This is a genomic window from Pseudomonas sp. TUM25319 (genome assembly GCF_056388475.1).
On sequence record NZ_CM150751.1, the window covers coordinates 5,412,593 to 5,431,331 of the forward strand.

Consider the following 18,739-nt stretch of genomic DNA (forward strand, 5'->3'; position numbering starts at 1 on the left):
CCCGCCACTGCTGTCTGGAGTGACTTATGCGCGACGCCCTGAACCAAGGCCTGATTGATTTCCTCAAAGCCTCTCCCACCCCGTTCCACGCCACCGCCAGCCTGGTCAAGCGCCTCGAAGCCGCCGGTTACCAGCGCCTGGACGAGCGCGACAGCTGGGCCACGGTGCCCGGTGGTCGCTACTACGTGACCCGCAACGATTCCTCGATCATCGCCATCAAGCTCGGTCGCCACTCGCCGCTGCTCGACGGCATCCGCCTGGTCGGCGCCCACACCGACAGCCCGTGCCTGCGGGTCAAGCCGCAGCCCGAGCTGCAACGCCACGGCTTCTGGCAACTGGGCGTCGAAGTCTACGGTGGCGCCCTGCTCGCGCCCTGGTTCGACCGCGACCTGTCCCTGGCCGGTCGCGTCACCTTCCGCCGCGACGGCAAGGTAGAAAGCCAACTGGTGGACTTCAAACTGCCGATCGCCGTAATCCCCAACCTGGCGATTCACCTCAACCGCACCGCCAACGAAGGCTGGGCGATCAACCCGCAACTGGAACTGCCGCCGATCCTGGCCCAGGTTGCCGGTGACGAACGCGTCGACTTCCGCGCCCTCCTCACCGAGCAACTGGCCAAGGAACACGGCCTGATCGCCGATGTGGTGCTGGACTACGAACTGAGCTTCTACGACACCCAGGACGCCGCCCTGATCGGCCTGCACGGCGAGTTCATCGCCGGTGCGCGACTGGACAACCTGCTGTCCTGCTACGCCGGCCTTCAGGCATTGCTCAACGCCGATAGCGACGAAACCTGCGTGCTGGTGTGCAACGACCACGAGGAAGTCGGCTCCTGCTCGGCCTGCGGCGCCGACGGTCCGATGCTTGAGCAGACCCTGCGCCGCCTGCTGCCCGAGGGCGATGATTTCGTCCGCGCCATCCAGCGCTCGCTGCTGGTCTCGGCCGACAACGCCCACGGCGTGCACCCCAACTACGCCGACAAGCACGATGGCAACCACGGCCCGAAGCTCAACGCCGGCCCGGTGATCAAGGTCAACAACAACCAGCGCTACGCCACCAACAGCGAAACCGCCGGGTTCTTCCGCCACCTGTGCATGGCCGAGGAAGTACCGGTGCAAAGCTTCGTGGTGCGCAGCGACATGGGTTGCGGCTCCACCATCGGCCCGATCACCGCCAGTCACCTGGGGGTGCGCACCGTCGACATCGGCCTGCCGACCTTCGCCATGCACTCGATCCGCGAGCTGTGCGGCAGCCATGACCTGGCTCACCTGGTCAAGGTACTGACTGCCTTCTACCGCAGCCGCGAGCTGCCGTGACCCCGCGCGGGGCTCTCTGCCCCGCGGTTTGCGCCCTGCGCGAGCGAGCCCGTTCGCGCAGTCTGTGACACCGGTCAACCTCGCCCCGTCATTTAGCGCCTATGCTCAAGCCTGACTTTTCCCAGGAAGAAGAAGGACCTTGCGCATGTCCGCGTTCCACTCGATGTTCCTTCCGGTGCTGGCCGGCCTGATCCTGCTGACCATCGGCTTCAGCAAGCGCGAAAGCAACTGGGGCGTACTGATGATGTGGCTCGGCATGCTTTCCATACTCGGCATCATGGTCTGGAAGATCCTCGAGAAACTGACCTGACAAATCCTCTACACTGCGCCAACCACCTGTGTTTGAGGTTGATCGCCCAGTGCCCGCCTTCCTGCGTTGCCTTGTTCTGCTCCTGTTTCTCTGCGGCGCCACCGGCCAGGCCCAGGCCGCCGGCCTGCCCAACCTGCTCGGCGGCGGCAGCACCGCCCAGCCGGAGGCCAGCGAGCCGCTGGGCAAATCCCTCGACGAAGTCATCACCACCCTGGAAAACGATCAGCAGCGTACCCGCCTGCTGACCGACCTGAAGAAACTCCGCGACAGCACGCGCAAGGCCCAGCCCGAGCCGGAACAAGGTGTCCTGGGGCTGATCGGCAGCACCTTCGCCGAGCTGGAAAAGCAGTTCAGCGGCGAAGCCAGCCCGTTCAAGCGCTGGGCCGAGGAAATGGAACTGGCGCAGATCGAACTCGTCGCCCTCAAGGTTCCGGTGCAGCAATGGCCGTCAATGTTCTTCGGCTTCATCGGCATCATCGCCCTGTGGAGCCTGCTGGCCTGGTCCCTGAACTGGATCGGCCATCAGGTACGACTGCGCTTCGGTCTCACCGAAGAGCTGCCGCAACACCCGCGCACCTGGGACCTGGTGCGCTTCGCCCTGCGCAAGCTGGGCCCCTGGCTGGTGGCATTGCTGATCACGGTGTACCTGAGCTTCGCCCTGCCCTCGTCCCTGGGCAAATCCCTGGCGATGGTGCTGGCCTACGCGCTGGTGGTGGGCACCTGTTTCTCGGCCATCTGCGTGATCGCCTTTTCCCTGCTCGACGGCCCTCACCGCCATCGCGCCCTGCACATCCTCCGCCACCAGGCATTCCGCCCGCTGTGGCTGATCGGCAGCTTCGCCGCCTTCGGCGAGGCGATGAACGACCCGCGCCTGTCCCTGGCCCTCGGCGGTCACCTGGCCCACGCCCTGGCGACCCTGGCCAATGTGCTGGCGGCCTTGTCCACCGCGCTGTTCATCCTGCGCTTCCGCCGCCCCATCGCCCACCTGATCCGCAACCAGCCGCTGGCCCAGCGCCTCAAGCGCAAGGCGCTGAGCGACACCATCGAGATCCTCGGCAGCTTCTGGTGGATGCCGGCGCTGGTTCTGGTGGGCATCTCGCTGTTCGCCACCTTCGTTTCCGCCGGTGACACCAGCACCGCCCTGCGCCAGTCGCTGATGTGCACCGTGCTGGTGATCCTGTGCATGGTGATCAACGGCCTGGTCCGCCGCCATGCCCTCAAGCCCCGCCGTGCCAACCGTCGCCAGGCGGTGTACACCGAACGCCTGCGCAGCTTCGGCTACACCCTGGTACACCTGGGCATCTGGCTGGTGTTCATCGAACTGGGCCTGCGGGTCTGGGGCTTCTCACTGATCACCTTCGCCGAGGGCGACGGTCATGAAGTGGCCATGCGCCTGGCGGGGCTGGCCGGTACGCTGATCGCCGCCTGGCTGGTGTGGATTCTCGCCGACACTGCCGTGCACCACGCCCTCACGCGCTCGCGCAAGGGCCTGGCCAACGCCCGTGCGCAGACCATGATGCCGCTGATCCGCAACGTGCTGTTCGTGGCCATCTTCATCATTGCCCTGATCGTCGCCCTGGCGAACATGGGCATGAACGTCACGCCGCTGCTGGCCGGTGCCGGCGTGATCGGCCTGGCGATCGGTTTCGGCGCACAGTCGCTGGTGGCCGACCTCATCACCGGCCTGTTCATCATCATCGAGGACTCCCTGGCCATCGACGACTACGTCGATGTCGGCGGCCACCTCGGCACGGTCGAGGGCCTGACCATCCGCACCGTGCGCCTGCGGGACATCGACGGCATCGTCCACACCATCCCGTTCAGCGAGATCAAGAGCATCAAGAACTACTCCCGCGAGTTCGGCTACGCGATCTTCCGCATCGCCATTCCCCACAGCATGAACATCGACCAGGCCATCACCCTGATCCGCGATGTCGGGCAAAAAATGCGCAACGACCCGCTGCAGCGGCGCAATATCTGGTCGCCGCTGGAATTGCAGGGCGTGGAGAGTTTCGAGTCCGGCTCGGCTGTCCTGCGGGCGCGCTTCAAGACCGCGCCGATCAAGCAGTGGGAGGTTTCACGGGCCTTCAACCTGGCGCTCAAGCGCAAGCTCGACGAGGCCGGGCTGGACCTCGCTACACCGCGCCTGTCGGTGCAGGTACTCACCTCGTCCGGCGGCACCACGACCAGCGCCAACACCGCGACCGGTAGCGAGAAGGCCTAACCGGCATCCGCCCGAATGCGGATCGCATCATGCCGCCAATATTCAAGGTCGCAGTCGATCAACCGCCCCGACTGATCGCTGTTGACCCGGGTGATATGCAGACCGGCGCTGCCCGGTGAAACCTTCAAGGCCGAGGCAGCCGCCGCCGGCAAGGCGGTGGGCAAAATCTCGAAACACACCCGCCCATACTGGATGCCGTAGTGGCGGGCATAGATTTCGGTGAGCGACTGGCCCAGGTCGTGCTCGAGGATGCCCGGGAAGTAATCCGGGTTCAGGTAGTGCTCGGCGTACAGCACCGCCCTCCCGTCGATGCGCCGCAAGCGGCAGATCTGGATTACGCTGGACAGCGCCGGCCGCTGCAGCCGCGCACAGATCGCCGCAGCCGCCGGCAACAGCCGTGCCGACAACAGTTCGGTCGCCGGCGTTCTTCCCTGGTCGCGAACCATCGCATGGAAGTGGCTGCGCTGGATCAGGTCGTAGGTCAACCGCTCTGGCGCGACAAACCAGCCGCGCCGCTCCTCGCGATAGATAAGCCCCTGAGCCTCCAGTTGCACCAGCGCCTCGCGCAGGGTGATCCGGGTGGTGTCAAACACCTCGCTGAGCTTGCGCTCGGCCGGCAGCTTGCAGCCGGGAGCGAGCAAACCGTGTTCGATCTGTTCCTGCAGGGCGTGGCAGATCGCTGTTACTGCACGTGGCGCCAGTGCATGCATCAAAGGGTTCCTTTCTGGACTAGTCCAGCACCCGCGCGCCCCATCAGGGAGCAGCCACGCAGCACCGGAAAAACGTCTCAAGCCTAGGCAAAACAAATGAACAGCAGATGACAAGACCGCCCAACGGTCATCCCGAGGGCCATCGAAAGCCGCGGATAACGGGACTTTGCATCTGGTCTACGCTGTATTTCCAAGGTCGGTCGACAGCCGGGGGACTTGGCACCCGACATCAAACTGTCATGCAACATCCCTACCTTGGCGCAGGTATTGCTGACCTAGACCAACCGAAACGCAACGACGTCCCACCCCTCACACGTTTTGCAAGGCACCCCCATTAAGGAGCTTCGGATGAAACAGCTTTTCCTGGCCTCTCTGTTAGGCGCGAGCATTGCCCTGTCCCATGCGGCCGTGGCCGCCGACACCGACCTCAAAGCCCTCGAAGACGCTGCCCGCAAGGAAGGCACGGTCAACAGTGTCGGCATGCCCGACGCCTGGGCCAACTGGAAGGGGACCTGGGCCGATCTCGCGAGCAAGTACGGCCTCAAGCACATGGACACCGACATGAGCTCGGCCCAGGAAGTGGCCAAGTTCGACGCCGAGAAAGACAACGCCAGCGCCGACATCGGCGACGTCGGTGCTGCCTTTGGCCCCATCGCCGTGGCCAAGGGCGTGACCCAGCCATACAAGCCGAGCAGCTGGGACCAGGTGCCCGACTGGGCCAAGGACAAGGACGGTCACTGGGCACTGGCCTACACCGGCACCATCGCCTTCATCATCAACAAGCAACTGGTGAAGGAAGAAGACATTCCGAAAACCTGGCATGACCTGGAGAAAGGCAAGTACAAGGTCGCCATTGGCGACGTCGGCACCGCTGCCCAGGCCGCCAACGGTGTACTGGCCGCCGCCATCGCCTACAAGGGCGACGAGACCAACATCGAGCCGGGCCTACAACTGTTCACCAAGCTGGCCCAGCAGAAGCGTCTGTCGCTGGCCAACCCGACCATCCAGACCCTGGAAAAGGGTGAAGTGGAAGTCGGCGTGGTCTGGGACTTCAACGGCCTGAGCTACCGCGAACAGATCGACCCCAAGCGCTTCGAAGTGCTGATCCCGTCCGATGGTTCGGTGATCTCCGGCTACACCACCATCATCAACAAATACGCCAAGCACCCGAACGCGGCCAAGCTGACCCGCGAATACATCTTCAGCGATGCCGGCCAGACCAACCTGGCCATCGGCCACGCCCGGCCGATCCGCGCCGAGCACCTGAAGCTGCCGGCCGACGTCCAGGCCAAGCTGCTGCCGAACGAGCAATACCGCGCGGCCCAGCCGATCAAGGACGCCGCTGCCTGGGAAGCGACCTCCAAGGCACTGCCGCAGAAGTGGCAGGAGCAGGTCATCATCGAGATGGAGTGAAGCCCCTGGGGCCGCTTTGCGGCCCAATCGCTGGCAAGCCAGCTCCCACAGAGCTGGCTTGCCTGTGATGAGGCACACACTGTCCTGCGGAGCTCTGCAATGAAACACAACGTCATCCTGGTCCTGCTCGACGGCCTCAACCATCAGGTCGCCCACCATGCCATGGGCCACCTGCACGCCTACGTCGAAGCCGACCGTGCCGCGCTGTACCGCCTCGAATGCGAGCTGCCGGCGCTGTCCCGCCCGCTCTATGAATGCATTCTCACCGGCGTGCCGCCCATCGACAGCGGCATCGTGCACAACCAGGTCTCGCGCCTGTCCCGCGAGCGCAGCATCTTCCACTACGCCCGTGACGCCGGGGTCGGCACTGCCGCCGCGGCCTATCACTGGGTCAGCGAGCTGTACAACCGCACGCCCTTCGATGCGGTGCGCGACCGTCACACCCATGCGCCGAAGCTGCCGATCCAGCATGGCCTGTTCTACTACGCCGACCACTACCCGGACTCGCACCTGTTCGCCGATGCCGAGTACCTGCGCCGCAAGTACCACCCCGGTTTCCTGCTAGTGCACCCGATGAACATCGACGATGCCGGCCACCGCCACGGCCTGGACAGCAGCCAGTACCGCAACAGCGCCCGCACGGCCGACATCCTGCTGGCCGACTACCTCGCTACCTGGCTCGCCGAGGGCTATCAGGTGGTGGTGACCGCCGATCACGGCATGAACAACGACCGTTCGCACAACGGCCTGCTGCCCGAAGAGCGCGATGTGCCGCTGTTCGTCTTCGGCGACGGCTTCAGCCTCGACCCCAACGCCAAGCCCCTGCAAACCGAGCTGTGCGGCACGATTTGCGAACTGCTCGGCGTGGACCACGACAAACCGTTCTGCCGGGAGCTGCTCTCGTGAATCCGTTTTCCCGCGGCAAGTGGCTGGCCCTGTTGTGCCTGCTGCCCTTCGCAGTGTTCTTCATCATTTTCCAGATCGCCCCGCTGGCATGGGTCGCGATCCACAGCCTGCAGGCCGAAAGCGGCTGGGGACTGGACAACTTCAGCAAGATCTTCGCCTCGAAGTTCTACCGCCAGGCGATCCAGCACAGCCTCGAGATCAGTTTCTGGTCGAGCCTGTTCGGCATCCTCGTCGCCATCCTCGGCAGCTACTCGCTGCAACAGGTGGATTCGCGCCTGCGGGATTTCGTCAACGCCTTCGCCAACATGACCAGCAACTTCTCCGGTGTGCCGCTGGCCTTCGCCTTCATCATTCTGCTCGGCTTCAACGGTGCCCTGACCCTGGCCCTGAAACAGGCCGGACTGATCGAGGACTTCAACCTGTACTCCAAGACCGGGCTGATCATCCTCTACACCTACTTCCAGATTCCCCTCGGCGTGCTGCTGCTCTACCCGGCCTTCGACGCCCTGCGCGAAGACTGGCGCGAATCCGCCTCGCTGCTCGGTGCCAGCGCCTGGCAGTACTGGCGGCACATCGGCCTGCCGGTGCTGACGCCGGCACTGCTGGGCACCTTCGTCATCCTCCTGGCCAATGCCCTGGGCGCCTACGCCACGGTCTACGCGCTGACCACCGGCAACGTCAACGTACTGCCGATTCGCATCGCTGCACTGGTGGCCGGCGACATTTCCCTGGACCCGAACCTGGCCAGCGCCCTGGCAATCATCCTCGTCGGGCTCATGACCCTGGTCACCCTGGTCCATCAATGGCTGCTGAAGAGGAGCTACCATGTCGCGCGCTGAACCCGGTCGCAGCAGTCTCTACCATCGCCTGGTGGTGTGGGTGCTGTTCCTGATCCTGCTGTTGCCGCTGGCCGGCACCCTGCTCTACTCGATCTCCACCAGTTGGTCGGCGAGCCTGCTGCCCAGCGGCCTGACCTTCAAGTGGTACCTGGCGTTGTGGAGCGACCCGCGCTTCCTCACCGCCTTCGCCCAGTCGCTGCTGGTCTGCGTGGGCGCACTGGTGCTGTCGGTGCTCCTGATCCTGCCGCTGCTGTTCGTGGTGCATTACCACTTCCCACGGCTCGACGCGCTGATGAACGTCCTCATCCTGCTGCCCTTCGCGGTGCCGCCGGTGGTGTCCTCGGTGGGCCTGTTGCAGTTGTATGGCTCCGGGCCGATGGCCATGGTCGGAACGCCGTGGATCCTGATCGGCTGCTACTTCACCGTGGCCCTCCCGTTCATGTACCGGGCGATCACCAACAACCTCCAGGCCATCAACCTGCGCGACCTGATGGACGCCGCCCAACTGCTCGGCGCCAGCACCTGGCAGGCGGCGTTCCTGGTGGTACTGCCGAACCTGCGCAAGGGCCTGATGGTGGCGCTGCTGCTGTCGTTCTCGTTCCTGTTCGGCGAGTTCGTCTTCGCCAACCTGCTGGTGGGCACCCGCTACGAGACCCTGCAGGTGTACCTCAACAACATGCGCAACAGCAGCGGCCACTTCAACAGTGCCCTGGTGATTTCCTACTTCCTCTTCGTGCTGGTGCTGACCTGGGCAGCCAACCGTCTGAACAAGGACAAGACCTGATATGAGCTTCGTCAGCATCCAGAACCTGGAAAAGACCTACGCCGGCAGCCCGGTGTTCAAGGACATCAATTTCGACATCCGCCGCGGCGAGTTCATCACCCTGCTCGGTCCTTCCGGCTGCGGCAAGTCCACGCTGCTGCGCTGCATCGCCGGACTGACCCCGGTGGACAGCGGCAAGATCCTCCTCGATGGCCACGACCTGGTGCCACAGAGCCCGCAGAAGCGCGGGATCGGCATGGTGTTCCAGAGCTACGCGCTGTTTCCCAACATGACCGTGGCACAGAACGTCGCCTTCGGCCTGCGCATGCAGAAGGTCAAGGGCGAAGACAGTCAGGTCCGGGTCGATGAAGTGCTGCGCATGGTCGAGCTGCAGGACTTCGCCGGGCGCTATCCGCACCAGCTCTCCGGCGGTCAGTGCCAGCGCGTGGCCCTGGCCCGCTCGCTGGTGACCCGGCCACGCCTGCTGCTGCTCGACGAACCGCTGTCGGCCCTCGACGCCCGGATCCGCAAGCACCTGCGCGAGCAGATCCGCCAGATCCAGCGCGAGCTGGGGCTGACCACGGTATTCGTCACCCATGACCAGGAAGAAGCCTTGACGATGTCCGACCGCATCTTCCTGATGAACCAGGGCAAGATCGTCCAGAGCGGCGACGCCGAAACCCTCTATACCGCGCCAGTAGACGCCTTCGCCGCGGGCTTCATCGGCAACTACAACCTGCTCGACGCCGACAGCGCCAGCCGCCTGCTGCAGCGCCCGGTGAGCAGCCGCCTGGCGATCCGCCCGGAAGCCATCGCCCTGAGCCTGGACGGCGAGCTGGACGGGCAGGTCCGCAGCCACAGCCTGCTCGGCAACATCATCCGCTACCGGGTCGAAGCCCGTGGCGTGGAGGTGCTGGTAGACGTGCTCAACCGCTCGTCCGCCGATCTCTATCCGGACGGACAACGGGTATCCTTGTCGATCGATCCCACAGCCCTGCGCGAAGTCGCCTAGGGCCGAACAGGAGTTTTATTGAATGGCTTTAGCGATCTTCGATCTCGACGAAACCCTGATCCACGGCGACTGCGCCTCGCTCTGGAGCGAGCAGATGGCCCGCCTGGGCTGGGTCGACGGGGAGTCTTTCCTGCGCCGCGACCACGAGTTGATGGAGGCCTACGGCAAGGGCCACCTGGCAATGGAGGACTACATGGCCTTCAGCCTGGAACCCGTGGCCGGGCGCACCCCCGACGAGGTCGCGCACCTGGTGGAACCCTGGGTCGAGGACTTCATCGAACCGATCATCTTCAGCGACGCCTGCCGCTGCATCGCCGAACACCGGCGCAACGGCGACCGCATCCTGGTAATTTCCGCCTCGGGCGAGCATCTGGTAGGACCGATTGCCGAGCGACTGGGGATCGATGAATTCCTGGCGATCAATCTGGAAGTGGTCAACGGCGTCTACAGCGGCCGTACCGAAGGCGTGCTGACCTACCGCGAGGGCAAGATCACCCGCTTGCTGGAATGGCTGGATCAGGAAGAAGAGAACCTTGAAGGGGCGAGCTTCTACTCCGACTCGCGCAATGACCTGCCGCTGTTGCTGAAGGTGGATCACCCCAATGTGGTGAACCCGGACCCGGTGTTGCGCGAGCATGCCGAGAAGAATGGCTGGCCGGTGCTGGCCTGGACCTGACGTCGACCCAATCAGGGCCCCATCGCCGGCAAGCCGGCTCCCACCGTGGGAGCTGGCTTGCCAGCGATGAGGCCCTCGACATCACACCAGTTCCGGGTCGATCACCAGCACCAGCTTGCCGGACACCTGGTTCCCTGCCAGCTCTTCGAACGCCGCTTCGGCATCCTTGATCGGGAAACTACCCACCAGTTGCGGCTTCAACCGGCCTTCGGCGAACAGCGGCCAGACATGCTGCTGCAGATCACTGAGCAGATCAGCCTTGAACTGCTCGGCGCGGTTGCGCAGGGTCGAACCGGTGACCTGAATGCGCTTGCCCAGCAGCAGCGCCATGTCCACCTCGGCCTTGCGCCCGCCCATCAGGCCGATGATGACCCAGCGGCCATCGCGCCCCAGCAGCTTGAGGTTGAGCGCGGCATAGCTGGCGCCCACCGGATCGAGCACCACATCGAACGGCGCGAAGTCGTTCAGCGCTTCGAGATCATCACCACGGACCACACCCCCGCTGGCGCCCAGGCCTTCGCAGTAGGCCAGCCGCTCGGAGGAACCGACACTCACCCAGCACGGACTGCCGAAGGCCTTGCACAACTGGATCGCCGCCGAGCCCACACCACTGGCCCCCGCGTGCAGCAACACCTTCTCACCGGGCTTGAGGCCGCCGAGCTGGAACAGGTTCAGCCAGGCCGTGGCGTAGACCTCAGGCACCGCCGCCGCCTCGTGCAGGCTCAGGCCTTCGGGCACCGGCAGCACATGACGGGCGTCTACCACCACTTCCTCGGCCATGCCGCCACCGGCCAGCAACGCACAGACCCGGTCACCCACCTGCCAGGACGAACCCGCGCCCACTTCGGTGATCACTCCGGAACACTCCAGGCCAAGGTATTCGCTCGCCCCCGGCGGCGGCGGGTAGAGCCCGGCACGTTGCAGCAGGTCGGCACGATTGAGGCCAGCGGCGGCGACACGAATCCGCACTTGACCTACATCGCAGGCTGGACTTGTCGCCTCAACCCACTCCACATGTCCGTCAACGCCTTGCAATGCCTTCACAGTGCCTCCATAGTTGATGTCAAGACTGAGCCCGGGTGCTGTGGCCCCGGGCTTTTTGCATTATGCGACCGGCTCTTGTGGAGCCGGCGAATTCAAAGACGGCCCACTATGCGTTATCAATTGCCCCCGCGTCGAATCAGCATGAAGCAGTTTCTTCCCAGCACCGCCCTCGCCCTGCTGATCGGCTTCGCCAGTCTGCCCCTGGCAGGTAATGCGCTGGCCGCCAACAGCTGGGAGTCGCTGCATCCGGATCGCGACCAGGTCGTCGCCAGCCTCAACGTGGTCGAGCTGCTCAAGCGCCACCACTACAGCAAGCCGCCACTCAACGATGCCCGCTCGATCATCATCTACGACAGCTACATCAAGCTGCTCGATCCCGCGCGCATCTACTTCACCGGCAGCGACATCGCCGAGTTCGACAAGTGGAAGACGCAGTTCGACGACTTCCTCAAGAGCGGCAACCTGGAGCCCGGCTTCGATATCTACAAGCGCTACCTGGACCGTGTGAAGTCTCGTCTGGACTTCACCCTGGCCGAGCTGAACAAGGGCATCGACAAGATCGACTTCACCGTCAACGAAACCCTGCTGGTGGACCGCAAGGACGCCGCCTGGATGAAGAATGACGCCGAGCTCGACGACCTGTGGCGCAAACGCCTGAAAGACGAGGTGCTGCGCCTGAAGATCGCCGGCAAGGAACCCAAGGCCATCCAGGAACTGCTGACCAAGCGCTACAAGAACCAGCTTTCGCGCCTGGACCAGACCCGCTCCGAAGACATCTTCCAGGCCTACATCAACACCTTCGCCCAGTCCTACGACCCGCACACCAACTACCTGTCGCCGGACAACGCGGAAAACTTCGACATCAACATGAGCCTGTCGCTGGAAGGCATCGGCGCCGTGCTGCAGAGCGACAACGATCAGGTCAAGATCGTCCGCCTGGTACCGGCCGGCCCTGCCGCCAAGACCAAGCAGGTCGCTCCGGCCGACAAGATCATCGGCGTGGCCCAGGGCGACAAGGAAATGGTCGACGTGATCGGCTGGCGCCTGGACGAAGTGGTCAAGCTGATCCGCGGTCCGAAAGGCTCGGTGGTGCGCCTTGAAGTGATCCCGGCCAGCAATGCGCCGAACGACCAGACCAGCAAGGTCGTGTCCATCACCCGCGAAGCCGTGAAGCTCGAAGAGCAGGCGGCGAAAAAATCCGTGCTCAACCTCAAGCAGGATGGCCGCGACTACAAGCTCGGCATCATCGAGATCCCGGCCTTCTACCTCGATTTCAAGGCCTTCCGTGCCGGCGATCCGGAGTACAAGAGCACCACCCGTGACGTGAAGAAACTGCTCACCGAACTGCAGAAGGAAAAAGTCGACGGCGTGGTCATCGACCTGCGCAACAACGGCGGCGGCTCCCTGCAGGAAGCCACCGAGCTGACCAGCCTGTTCATCGACAAGGGCCCGACCGTGCTGGTGCGCAACAGCGATGGCCGCGTGGACGTGCTCGAAGACGAAAACACCGGCGCCTTCTACAAAGGCCCGCTGGCACTGCTGGTCAACCGCCTGTCGGCCTCCGCCTCGGAGATCTTCGCCGGTGCCATGCAGGACTACCACCGCGCACTGATCATCGGCGGCCAGACCTTCGGCAAGGGCACCGTGCAGACCATCCAGCCGCTCAACCACGGCGAGCTGAAGCTGACCCTGGCCAAGTTCTACCGGGTTTCCGGCCAGAGCACCCAGCACCAGGGCGTGCTGCCTGACATCGATTACCCGTCGATCATCGACACCAAGGAAATCGGCGAAAGCGCGCTGCCCGAAGCCATGCCATGGGACACCATCCGCCCGGCGATCAAACCCGCGAGCGACCCGTTCAAGCCATTCCTGGCCCAGCTCAAGATCCGCCACGACAGCCGCAGCGCCAAGGACCCGGAGTTCGTCTACATCCGCGACCGCCTGGCCCTGACCCAGAAGCTGATGAGCGAGAAGACCGTCAGCCTCAACGAGGTCGAGCGCCGCGCCCAGCACGCCGATATCGAAGGCAAGCAACTGGCGCTGGAAAACACCCGGCGCAAGGCCAAGGGGGAAGAGCCGCTGAAGGAACTGAAGAAGGAAGACGAGGACGCGATCCCCGCCGAGCCGGACGATACCAAGCCGGAAGACGACGCCTACCTGAGCGAGACCGGGCGCATCCTGCTGGATTACCTGAGCCTGAATTCGGCAGTGGCCAAGCACTGAATCGATAATGGCAAAATAGTATGAGCGGATGATGTCTGGTCATCAAACAGTCATCAAACTGTCGTGAAATAAAGGACCGGGGGCCATACGCCTCCGGTCCTTTTTTTGTCCGGGGTAGTAACGACATGACCATGACTGAACAGCTCAGCGCCTTGAGTTCCATCCTGACTCAAAACGGCGTGCACAGCCTGTTCCAGCCCATCGTCCGCCTCTCCGAACGCCGCATCCTGGGTTACGAGGCCCTGAGCCGGGGACCGTCCAACAGCCCGCTGCACTCACCGATCAACCTGTTTGCCGTGGCCCGCCATGCCGGCCGCCTGACCGAACTGGAAATCGCCTGCCGGGAAAGTGCCTGCCGACGGTTCAGCCAGCAGAAACTGGAAGGCAAGCTGTTCCTCAACGTTTCGCCCGAGTCATTGCTGGAGCCGCAGTACCAGTCCGGGCTGACCCTCCGGCTGTTGCAGAATCTCGGCATTCCCGCCAGCCAGGTGGTGATCGAACTGACCGAGCAGACCCCGACCGACGACTTCCAGTTGCTCTACAACGCCCTGCATCACTACCGCGACATGGGTTTCTCGATTGCCCTGGACGATCTCGGCGCCGGTTATTCGAGCCTGCGTCTGTGGTCGGAACTGCGCCCGGACTACGTGAAGATCGACCGCCATTTCATCGACGGCATTCATCTGGATGCGGTAAAGCGCGAGTTCGTCGGGTCCATCCTGCAGATCGCCAAGGCATCGCGCGCCCAGGTGATCGCCGAAGGCATCGAACTGGCCGAAGAACTGACGGTACTGACCGACATGGGCGTCGATCTGGTCCAGGGTTATTTCATCTGCCGCCCCCAGGAACAGCCCCCGCGCGACGCCGCACAGTTGCTCCCAGGCCCGGTGCCAAGCCAGGTGCCGGCGCTGACCGATGAAGCCTCGGACCTCAGCGCCCTGCTCATCGAGCAGCAGGCAGTGATCGGCAACACCGCCACGCCGCAAGTGCTCGAAGCGTTCCGCCGCCAGGCCAACCTCAACTCGCTGGCGGTACTCGACGAACACCAGCGGCCGATCGGCATCGTCCATCGCCATTCGCTCTCCGATGCCTTGCTCAAGCCCTTCGCCACCGATCTGTTCGCGCGCAAACCGATCAGCCGATTGATGAGCGACGATTTTCTTGCCGTGGAACTGAGCCAGTCGCTGCAGACCGTCAGCCGCTTGCTGACCAGCCGTGCACGGCAGCGTATCGAGGAAGATTTCATCATCACCCAGCAGGGCCGCTACGTGGGTCTTGGCCGGGTCATCGACGTGCTCAAGCTGATTACCGAACAGAAGATCCAGCAAGCCCGCTATGCCAATCCGCTGACCCTGCTGCCGGGCAATGTGCCGATCCAGCAGTGCCTGACACGCCTGCTGCAGCAAAAGCGCCAGGCGACCATCTGCTACGTCGATATCGACAGCTTCAAGCCTTTCAACGATATCTATGGCTATGCCCGCGGGGACGAAGTGCTGCTGTGCCTGGCCCAGTGCCTGAATGAACGGGTAGATCCCAGCCGCGACTTCGTCGGCCACATCGGCGGCGACGACTTCATGCTGGTATTGGGCTCACAAGACTGGCAGCAGCGGCTGGACGTACTGCTGGAAGACTTTCAGAAACAGTGCCGGCGTTTCCACCGCGCCGAACACCTTGACGCGGGTTGTTTCATCGCTCACAACCGCCTGGGCCAGCGCCAGGAGTTTCCCTTGCTATCGCTCTCCATCGGCGTCGTGCAACTGCGCCCTGAGGCGTGCGCGCACCTGGATGCCGATCAGTTGGCCGACCTTGCTTCGCAGGCCAAGCACCATGCGAAAGAGACTGCGGGACACAGCCTGTACCTGATCGATACGTCTGCCGCCTGATCAGTCCGCTTCCGGATAGCTGAATTCGAAAACCCGCACTACCTCGGAGGCGTGCCAGGACGCCGCAGCCATGCCGTCCGACGGCCCGGAGAAACGCCCCAGGCGCTCCACGCATTCGAAGAAACCGGTACGCGGCAACCTGCTGGCGCCCTGGCTGATCACCAGCGAGCTGCGCAGTGGCTGCTCGGCGCGGGCGTCGAGCACCGCCAGGTACTCCAGCGCCGCCGTCAGGGTCTGCATGGCCGGACTCGGCAGTTGCAGCCGCTCCAGCAGTGCACGGTAGGTGAGCAGATGGCGCTGGCGGCGGGCGACATCCAGCTCGCCCAGCAGCCCTTCCCAGTGTTGTCGGCTGATCCGTACCGCGCTCATGACGGATCGCTCCAGCCAGGCAGGCCCAGTTCCCAGGCCAGACTGCGTCGAATCGCCGAATCCGGCAGGCGCTCGCCGCTTTCGATCATCGCCAGGTAGTGAGGGCTGATGCCCACGGTGCGTGCCAGCTGCTCCAGTGCCAGGCCCTTGGCCTGACGCAGCGCCGCCAGCTCGCTCAAAGCGGGCGCACTGGTCGGTGTGGAAGGTGCTTGGTCGGCGTGATCAGCGGCCGGGGCAGTCTCTGACACCCCTGCCGCCTTGAGCAACGCCTGGTATTGATCCCAGGGAACAACCGCGTACTCGGGTTGACCATCTCGGCTGATTACCTGAATAGCCATTACAACCCCCCTTGTCGGACATCTCGCATGTAATCTGTAGGCATAATCGTTATGCCAATAATATTACCAGCCAACAAGAGAATTGCAGCAGCGCCGCTTCGCTCAGCCTTTTCCCTGCTCCAGGCGCAGCGCTTCGGGTGTATCCGGGAGGCGCTCGACCACCCGCAGTTTTTCCGGCGACTGGCGCTGGCGCCAGGCACGGAAAGCCTCCAGCTCGTCGCTCACGGTCTTGAGCACCCAGCCCAGTACCGCGATGTCATCCAGCAGCCCGACACCCAGCAGCCAATCCGGAATCGCGTCCAGCGGACTGACGAAATACAGCAACCCGGCGACGATGGTCACCAGTGCCCTTGGGCTGATCGCCCGGTATTCGCCGCGCCACCAGGCGACGCACAGGGCTTGCAGCAACCGCACATCCTCCCTGAGCTGGCCCAGCCGCGGCCCCTTGCGGGCCACGGCGAACAACAGTGCCGGCAGGCGACCGCGACTCAAGAGGCGCTCGGCGAGTGGCAGGAAACGGGCGAAATTCCACGGTGCTTTCATGTGTCCTCCAACGGCGGGGCCGGGAAGGTTATCCACATTAATTGTGGATAACCTTGTGAACAGAGCTTCATTTCCCGCCCGCGACTCCCGGCAGACAAGGGCCGAGGTCAAATCGGGCGTTTTTTACACACTTGTTTCAACGCGCAATCGTTTTACGAGCGTCTCACCGTCTGACGCCAGCCAGGCTTGCATCCGGCGCCACAAATGAAAACGCCCCGTGCATACGGGGCGTTTGACAACAGCATCGACCGGATTACTTGGCCGGAGCGGCGGGTGCCTCAGCTTCGGCTTCAGGCGCGTCCAGCTTGGCCGGATCCTTGATCGCCAGCAGTTCGAGGTCGAAGACCAGGACCGAGTTGGCCGGGATCATCGGGCTCGGGCTCTGGGCGCCGTAGGCCAGGTCAGCCGGGATGTACAGCTTGATCTTCTCGCCAACGTGCATCAGTTGCAGGCCTTCGACCCAGCCTGGAATCACGCCGCTGACCGGCAGGTCGATCGGCGCGCCACGCTCGACGGAGCTGTCGAACACCTTGCCGTCGATCAGTTTGCCTTCGTAGTGAACGCTCACAACGTCGGTCGGCTTGGGCTGCGGGCCGTCGGCCTTCTTCACGACTTCATACTGCAGGCCGGAAGCGGTGGTGGTGACACCGGCCTTCTTGCCATTCTCTTCGAGGAACTTCTTGCCGGCAGCGGCGGATTCTTCGCTCTGCTTGGCCAGACGCTCCTCGGCGCGTTTCTGCAGCGCGGCGAAGGCTTCGATCAGCTCTTCGTCTTTCAGGCGCTGTTCTTTCTTGCCGATGGCGTCTTCGATGCCCTGGGCCACGGCCTTGGAATCGAGATCGTCCATGCCTTCCTGAGCCAGGCTCTTGCCCATGTTCAGGCCGATACCGTAGGAGGCTTTCTGTGCCGGGGTTTTCAGCTCGACGCTGGTCTGCGAATCGCAACCCGCCAGGACCAGGCTAACCAGGGCAACCGCAGCCGCCAACCGATGCTGTTTCATGCTATTTCCTTGTTCATGCGCCAAAGGGGCAATCGGGTAAAGCCGCGAGAATATCAGGCGGCCACGACCAATGGCTACCGGCAATAGGAACGAGAAAAGCCCTATAAGTTCAGCCAGATGAACAGGTCTTCATGAAGCGGCCCGGCACAGGGCCAGCATCGACGGCCAGCGTGCACCAAACGTGGTGGTGCGCCGCTCAGGGATAGGCACCATCGCGGTACTGCGCTGCAACTTCGCGCAACACTTCACACAGCCATTGAGCCGGCAGCGGCAACGGCAACGCCGCATTGCTGCAGATCCCCACCGAGCCCCCCGGCTCGCTCACGCCCAGGTCCAGCTCGCACAGTTCACCGCGATCGAGATCGACCCGCACCGCATCCCGGGGTGCCACCCAGATCGCATCGCTGCCTTGCACATAACGCCGGCTCAAGGCCGGAGACAGGGTTTCCAGGCGCTGACGCGGCTGTTCGATGGCGCATTGCACGAACAGGCTGTCAGCGTGCTTGCGAATGGTGGTGCCGGCCAGCGGCAGTACCAGCGGGTAATCGCCGAGCAGACTGCGCTCCACCGTCGGGCGGGCCAGCAAGGGATGTCCGGGACGCACCACCAGGGACATCGACTCGCTGTACAGGTGCTCGAACAGCAGGCCCTGGATCTGCGGGCTGTCGGTCATGCGGCCGATCACCAGATCCAGATCGCCGACATGCAACTGCGCCAGCAGGTGCGCACTCGGCCCGGTGGAGACACTGACCACCAGCGCGGCGTGGCGCTGGTGCAGGCGGCAGATGACCTCCGGCATCAGCAGGCTTTCCACCGTGGACAACACCCCGACCCGCACCTGCGGCGGCGCGTGCTCCTCGCCGCGCAGGGTGCTCACCCCTTCGCGCAGGGCCTGCACGCAGGGACCGGCGTAGCGCATGAAGCGCACGCCGGCAGGGGTGAGTTCGACGCCCTGGCGGCCCCGTTCGAACAAACGGGTCTGCAACAGGTCTTCCAGTTCCTTGAGGGTCTTGGAAATCGCCGGCTGGGTGATGGCCACGGCATCGGCGGCCTTGGCGAAACTGCCCTGGCGGGCGATTTCGAGAAAGCACAGCAGGTGGCGGAATTTGATGCGGGTGTCGAGGTTCATGGGGAGCGAGTTTATCCGCCCAACTACGAGCTGCAAGCTCT

General features: G+C 63.9%; 18 protein-coding genes. 11 read left to right on the forward strand and 7 right to left on the reverse strand.

Annotated features, from left to right (window positions below; all coding sequences use genetic code 11):
* Positions 1 to 26 precede the first annotated feature (26 nt).
* The 3 genes from AC05QJ_RS24435 to AC05QJ_RS24445 all read left to right on the forward strand — a co-directional run bounded on the left by AC05QJ_RS24435 (position 27) and on the right by AC05QJ_RS24445 (position 3,850).
* A complete protein-coding gene (locus AC05QJ_RS24435) occupies positions 27 to 1,316 on the forward strand; it encodes a M18 family aminopeptidase (RefSeq protein ID WP_476743814.1) in 1,290 nt (429 codons plus the stop codon).
* Positions 1,317 to 1,461: 145 nt separating this feature from the next.
* Positions 1,462 to 1,626, forward strand: coding sequence for a hypothetical protein (locus AC05QJ_RS24440; RefSeq protein ID WP_476743815.1), 165 nt, complete (start codon positions 1,462 to 1,464; stop codon positions 1,624 to 1,626).
* A gap of 49 nt (positions 1,627 to 1,675) precedes the next feature.
* A complete protein-coding gene (locus AC05QJ_RS24445) occupies positions 1,676 to 3,850 on the forward strand; it encodes a mechanosensitive ion channel family protein (RefSeq protein WP_476743816.1) in 2,175 nt (724 codons plus the stop codon).
* Here the strand turns inward: AC05QJ_RS24445 and AC05QJ_RS24450 are convergent.
* Positions 3,847 to 4,560, reverse strand: a complete 714-nt coding sequence (locus AC05QJ_RS24450) for a UTRA domain-containing protein (RefSeq protein WP_476743817.1) — start codon at positions 4,558 to 4,560, stop codon at positions 3,847 to 3,849. The genes AC05QJ_RS24445 and AC05QJ_RS24450 overlap by 4 nt on opposite strands.
* A gap of 348 nt (positions 4,561 to 4,908) precedes the next feature.
* On the opposite strand from AC05QJ_RS24450, the gene AC05QJ_RS24455 reads away from it, so the two are divergent.
* From AC05QJ_RS24455 to AC05QJ_RS24480, 6 genes are all read left to right on the forward strand, one after another.
* Positions 4,909 to 5,973, forward strand: coding sequence for an ABC transporter substrate-binding protein (locus AC05QJ_RS24455; RefSeq protein WP_476743818.1), 1,065 nt, complete (start codon positions 4,909 to 4,911; stop codon positions 5,971 to 5,973).
* Between the two features lie 99 nt (positions 5,974 to 6,072).
* Positions 6,073 to 6,879, forward strand: coding sequence for an alkaline phosphatase family protein (locus AC05QJ_RS24460; RefSeq protein ID WP_476743819.1), 807 nt, complete (start codon positions 6,073 to 6,075; stop codon positions 6,877 to 6,879).
* Complete coding sequence (locus AC05QJ_RS24465) at positions 6,876 to 7,718, forward strand: ABC transporter permease (protein WP_476743820.1); 843 nt, start codon at positions 6,876 to 6,878, stop codon at positions 7,716 to 7,718. The genes AC05QJ_RS24460 and AC05QJ_RS24465 overlap by 4 nt, the downstream gene beginning before the upstream one ends.
* A complete protein-coding gene (locus AC05QJ_RS24470) occupies positions 7,705 to 8,502 on the forward strand; it encodes an ABC transporter permease (RefSeq protein WP_476743821.1) in 798 nt (265 codons plus the stop codon). The genes AC05QJ_RS24465 and AC05QJ_RS24470 overlap by 14 nt, the downstream gene beginning before the upstream one ends.
* 1 nt (position 8,503) lies before the next feature.
* Positions 8,504 to 9,493 (forward strand): ABC transporter ATP-binding protein, encoded by a 990-nt coding sequence (locus tag AC05QJ_RS24475; protein ID WP_476743822.1) that lies wholly within the window; start codon positions 8,504 to 8,506, stop codon positions 9,491 to 9,493.
* A 22-nt stretch (positions 9,494 to 9,515) separates the two neighbouring features.
* Positions 9,516 to 10,169, forward strand: a complete 654-nt coding sequence (locus AC05QJ_RS24480) for an HAD family hydrolase (protein ID WP_476743823.1) — start codon at positions 9,516 to 9,518, stop codon at positions 10,167 to 10,169.
* Positions 10,170 to 10,250: 81 nt separating this feature from the next.
* Here AC05QJ_RS24480 and AC05QJ_RS24485 read toward each other — a convergent pair whose 3' ends face one another.
* Positions 10,251 to 11,213, reverse strand: a complete 963-nt coding sequence (locus tag AC05QJ_RS24485) for an NAD(P)H-quinone oxidoreductase (protein ID WP_476743824.1) — start codon at positions 11,211 to 11,213, stop codon at positions 10,251 to 10,253.
* Between the two features lie 141 nt (positions 11,214 to 11,354).
* Between AC05QJ_RS24485 and AC05QJ_RS24490 the strand changes: the two genes are divergently transcribed.
* Positions 11,355 to 13,436, forward strand: coding sequence for a carboxy terminal-processing peptidase (locus AC05QJ_RS24490; RefSeq protein WP_476743825.1), 2,082 nt, complete (start codon positions 11,355 to 11,357; stop codon positions 13,434 to 13,436).
* 125 nt (positions 13,437 to 13,561) lie between these two features.
* On the forward strand, positions 13,562 to 15,319 hold the full coding sequence (locus AC05QJ_RS24495) for a bifunctional diguanylate cyclase/phosphodiesterase (protein ID WP_476743826.1): 1,758 nt from the start codon (positions 13,562 to 13,564) through the stop codon (positions 15,317 to 15,319).
* Here the strand turns inward: AC05QJ_RS24495 and AC05QJ_RS24500 are convergent, their stop codons facing one another.
* The 5 genes from AC05QJ_RS24500 to pcaQ form a co-directional block, all read right to left on the reverse strand.
* Complete coding sequence (locus tag AC05QJ_RS24500; protein WP_476743827.1) at positions 15,320 to 15,688, reverse strand: hypothetical protein; 369 nt, start codon at positions 15,686 to 15,688, stop codon at positions 15,320 to 15,322.
* Positions 15,685 to 16,026 carry a helix-turn-helix domain-containing protein gene (locus tag AC05QJ_RS24505; protein ID WP_476743828.1) on the reverse strand — a complete coding sequence of 114 codons (342 nt, stop codon included), beginning with the start codon at positions 16,024 to 16,026 and terminating at the stop codon, positions 15,685 to 15,687. The genes AC05QJ_RS24500 and AC05QJ_RS24505 overlap by 4 nt, the downstream gene beginning before the upstream one ends.
* Positions 16,027 to 16,128: 102 nt before the next feature.
* Positions 16,129 to 16,569, reverse strand: a complete 441-nt coding sequence (locus AC05QJ_RS24510; RefSeq protein ID WP_476743829.1) for a YkvA family protein — start codon at positions 16,567 to 16,569, stop codon at positions 16,129 to 16,131.
* 253 nt (positions 16,570 to 16,822) lie between these two features.
* Positions 16,823 to 17,569 carry an FKBP-type peptidyl-prolyl cis-trans isomerase gene (locus AC05QJ_RS24515; protein WP_476743830.1) on the reverse strand — a complete coding sequence of 249 codons (747 nt, stop codon included), beginning with the start codon at positions 17,567 to 17,569 and terminating at the stop codon, positions 16,823 to 16,825.
* A 196-nt stretch (positions 17,570 to 17,765) separates the two neighbouring features.
* A complete protein-coding gene (gene pcaQ, locus AC05QJ_RS24520; RefSeq protein WP_476743831.1) occupies positions 17,766 to 18,698 on the reverse strand; it encodes a pca operon transcription factor PcaQ in 933 nt (310 codons plus the stop codon).
* Positions 18,699 to 18,739: the final 41 nt, after the last annotated feature.